Origin of the sequence: Streptomyces acidicola, assembly GCF_009377235.1 — a bacterium.
GTDB lineage: Bacteria > Actinomycetota > Actinomycetes > Streptomycetales > Streptomycetaceae > Streptomyces > Streptomyces acidicola.
Genome location: NZ_VMNX01000465.1, coordinates 1 through 2662 on the forward strand (window position 1 = coordinate 1; position 2662 = coordinate 2662).

General features: G+C 66.7%; 2 protein-coding genes. One reads left to right on the forward strand and one right to left on the reverse strand.

Going from position 1 to position 2662, the window contains the following annotated elements:
- Positions 1–172 precede the first annotated feature (172 nt).
- Positions 173–1441, reverse strand: coding sequence for an MFS transporter (locus FPZ41_RS46005; RefSeq protein WP_152870802.1), 1269 nt, complete (start codon positions 1439–1441; stop codon positions 173–175).
- Positions 1442–1571: 130 nt separating this feature from the next.
- Between FPZ41_RS46005 and FPZ41_RS46010 the strand changes: the two genes are divergently transcribed.
- The gene (locus FPZ41_RS46010; protein ID WP_152870801.1) at positions 1572–2120 is read left to right on the forward strand and encodes a MarR family winged helix-turn-helix transcriptional regulator; all 549 of its coding nucleotides are present in this window, start codon (positions 1572–1574) and stop codon (positions 2118–2120) included.
- The last annotated feature ends 542 nt before the right edge of the window (positions 2121–2662 follow it).

A 2662-nucleotide genomic window follows, 5' to 3' on the forward strand; every position in this document is an offset into this window, starting at 1 on the left:
GCGAAGCCCCTGGGGGCGGGGTCGAAGGGGCGGAGCCCCTCTTTCCCCACACCGCGACCGAACACCAACAGACGGCTCCGACACCAGTCACACGCGAGCCTTCACCGCCCCAGCCACACGCCCACACCCACGCATCTCACACTCACGCATCTCACACTCACGCGCCTCACCGTCACGCCGCCAATGACTCCGCAGGCACCCCACCCCGCGCCACCACCCGACTCCCCTCCAAGGACGGCTGGTCCTGCACGGGCGTGAGCCGCCGCCCCAGCCCAACCGCCAACACGGATATACCGAGCGAGAACAGCAGGAACGTCACGATGTACGGCAAGTGCAGCGAGGCCCCCATCGGCCCGCCCACCACCGGCCCAACTGCCAGCGCAAGCTGCTTCACCAGGGCGAACGCCGAGTTGTACTGCCCCGCCATCCCCGCAGGCGCCAGATCCGCCACCAACGGCGCCACAGTCGGCGACAGCATCGCCTCCCCAAGTCCGAACAACGCGTACGTCGACACGAACGCAGCCGTCGCCATGGCCTGACCCCCGTTGCCCAGCCCCGCATACCCGGCCACACCCCAGGCAACGGCCCATATGAGCCCGACAGCGGCGATCACCCGGGACCGCCTCCGCCGCTCCACGAACCTCAGCACAACGAACTGCGCGACCACGATCACCGCGGTGTTCGCGGCCAGAGCGGTCCCGAGCACGGACGGGGATATCCCGGCGGCCTCGACCCCGTACGCACTGAGCCCCGACTCGAACTGCCCGTAGCAGGCGAAGAACAGAACGAAGCCCAGCAGGCACAACTGGACCATCGCCCGATTCCGCAGCAACTGCCGCCAGCTGCCCCCGGCCGACCGCGCCGCAGCGCCCTCGCCACTCGTCGCCCGCGGTATCCGCAGCGTCGCTATGACCACGACGAGCAACAGGAACATCGCCGCCTCGATCGAGAACAACAGGGTGAAGGAACTCGCGCGCGTGGTGTCGACGAGATGACCACCTATGAGACCGCCGATCCCCAGCCCGAGGTTCTGCAGGAAGAACTGCGTGGCGAACGCCCGCGACCGCGTCTCGGCCGTCGAGCAGTCGACGATCACCGTCGCGAGCGCCGGCTGCATCACCGCCTGCCCGGCCCCGAGCGCAGCCGCCGACAGCAGCACAGCCGCTGCACTTCCCGCCAAACCCAAACTCAGCGCACCGACGGCAGCGGTGACCAGGGCGGCGAGCAGCACGGGCAGCGGGCCCCGACGGACGATCGCCCGCCCGGCAAACGGCAGCACCACGAGAGCGGCCACGGCGAAGACGGCGAGCACGAGACCCGCCGTCACAGCACCCAGATCCCGCACCTGCGCCACATAGACGTACAGGTACGGGACGGTGAAGCCGAGGCCGAACGCGCTGAGTGCGTTGCCCACATGAACCCGGCGCATAGCTGCGCCCATCGCCCTGGTCACGTTCACCTGCCTTCGATCTGAGGGGCTCAACCCCAAAGACTTCGAACCTAAAGTTAGAACGTAAAGAGTACATCTCCAAGGACTTCGATGCCAAGTGGAGGCATGCCATACTTCAGCCATGGGTGACACCCCCGGCGCCGGCGAACCGCCTCTCGAAGAGCAGATCGCTGCCTACCAGCGCGAGTTCCAGGACCTTGACCCCCAAGTCGAGAAGGTCGTCTCGGCGCTGTCCCGGCTCAATCGCCGCATGAACGTCGCCTACGGCCGCCAGACCGCCGAGCTCGGCATCAGCAACGCCGAGTGGGAGGTTCTCAAGGCCCTCGTCCTCTCCGGCCCGCCGTACCGCATGGGCCCGAGCGACCTCGCCAAGCGCCTCGGCCTCACCCCGGCCGCCATGACCCACCGGATCGACCGCATGGTGACCGAGCGACTGGTCACCCGCGAGCGCGACGAGTCCAACCGGGTCCGCGTCATCGTCGAACTCACCCCCGAGGGGCGCGAGAAGTGGCTGGAGGCCATGCGCCTCGCCTCGGTCTTCGAGGAGGAGCTCCTCCAGGACCTGTCGCCGGTGGAGCGCGGAGTCCTGGGAGAGGTCCTGACCCGTCTCCTGCGACGGGTGGAGCACGCCCAGCCGGACGCGGGCGGCCGGCTCACCGACCTGGACTGACGTCGCGCCGCCGAGCCCTGCGAGGTTTGACGCGGGGTCACACGGGGGAGGCTTGACAGTCCCCCCGCAGATCCGTAAAGTTCTTCGGGTTGCCACAGAGCCGTAACGGTTCTGCGGAAGCACCTCCCGCCGTGAAAGCGGCACCTCAAACCATCAGCACGATCTCCCAACCGGGTCGATTTCGGCGTGCCCGAATTCAATCCGATTTGGAGCTCGGCGGCCCGATTGGGAATCGCCGAGAGGATCAGCTAAGGTTTGAGACGTCGGAACGGCCCAGCGGCCGCGAAGACAACCCCCTCCGACTGGGAATCAGGCCCGAAAGGATCTGATAAAGTCGGAACCGCCGGAAAGGGAAGCGCGAAAGCGTCTGACCTGGAAAGCGCCGAGGAAATCGGATCGGAAAAAGGTCTGATAGAGTCGGAAACACCGAAGGGAAGCGCCCGGAGGAAAGCCACGAGAGAGTCTCTCGGGTGAGTACAAAGGAAGCGTCCGTTCCTTGAGAACTCAACAGCGTGCCAAAAATCAACGCCAGATATGTTGAT

Bases quoted from the DNA above. Each gene is read 5' to 3' on its own strand.
- FPZ41_RS46005 (WP_152870802.1), bottom strand. From the start codon at position 1,441: ATGGGCGCAGCTATGCGCCGGGTTCATGTGGGCAACGCACTCAGCGCG.
- FPZ41_RS46010 (WP_152870801.1), top strand. From the start codon at position 1,572: ATGGGTGACACCCCCGGCGCCGGCGAACCGCCTCTCGAAGAGCAGATC.